Here is a 798-nt window from a genome sequence, read left to right as displayed (position 1 = left end):
CGTCGGTGACCTAACCCTTCGGGGAAGGAGCCGCCTAAGGCAAAACCAATGACTGGGGTGAAGTCGTAACAAGGTAGCCGTATCGGAAGGTGCGGCTGGATCACCTCCTTTCTAAGGAAAATGACTGAGTATGGTTACTGTTTTATTTTGAGTGTTCAAAGAACACTCAACCTGGATTCTAGCTCGAAGAGCGCAGAAGATGGGTTGAGGTCATAGATAACCTTATAATTAAATATCTAACATTTTTTGGTGACGATGCGATTAGGGGACACACCCGTTCCCATACCGAACACGTAGGTTAAGACCTAGTCGGCCGATGGTACTTGTCTGGAGACGGACCGGGAGAGTAGGTGGTTGCCAAATCATGGGGGTTTAGCTCAGTTGGGAGAGCACCTGCCTTGCAAGCAGGGGGTCACGAGTTCGAGTCTCGTAATCTCCACTGTCCATTAATGGGACAACTTTGTACTTTGAAAACTAAACATAATCAAATAAGATTTTAAACTTTATAATTTAAAATCTACAATTTAACCGAAAATATTAAACTATTCTTTTAAAACAAACTTTGTTTGTTTAGAATAAAACAAGGCACTTATTCCTATGACTAAACAGTAAAAAACACTGTTATCATAGAGATTATTTGACCATGATGGTGCATTCGTGCATCAATCATAATTAGGTCAAGCTACTAAGAGCGTAGAGTGGATGCCTTGGCACCGAGAGCCGATGAAGGACGCGATAAGCTGCGAAAAGCTTGGGGGAGCTGCAAATAAGCTTTGATCCCGAGATATCCGAATGGGG

The 798-nt window shown here is 43.0% G+C and carries 1 tRNA gene and 3 rRNA genes; all 4 read left to right on the top strand.

From position 1 onward, the window contains the following. Positions 1-111, top strand: a 16S ribosomal RNA gene (locus tag BN3326_RS00040); the annotation flags it as partial. 134 nt (positions 112-245) lie between these two features. After that, positions 246-363: ribosomal RNA gene (gene rrf, locus BN3326_RS00035) — 5S ribosomal RNA — on the top strand. Between the two features lie 3 nt (positions 364-366). Continuing rightward, a tRNA-Ala gene (locus BN3326_RS00030) sits at positions 367-439 on the top strand. A gap of 236 nt (positions 440-675) precedes the next feature. Beyond that, positions 676-798: ribosomal RNA gene (locus BN3326_RS00025) — 23S ribosomal RNA — on the top strand; the annotation flags it as partial.

Source organism: Cellulosilyticum sp. I15G10I2 (assembly GCF_900095725.1).
Taxonomy (GTDB): domain Bacteria; phylum Bacillota; class Clostridia; order Lachnospirales; family Cellulosilyticaceae; genus FMMP01.
Note: the sequence above shows the minus strand (reverse complement) of the source record. Positions and strands in the feature narration are given on the sequence as shown.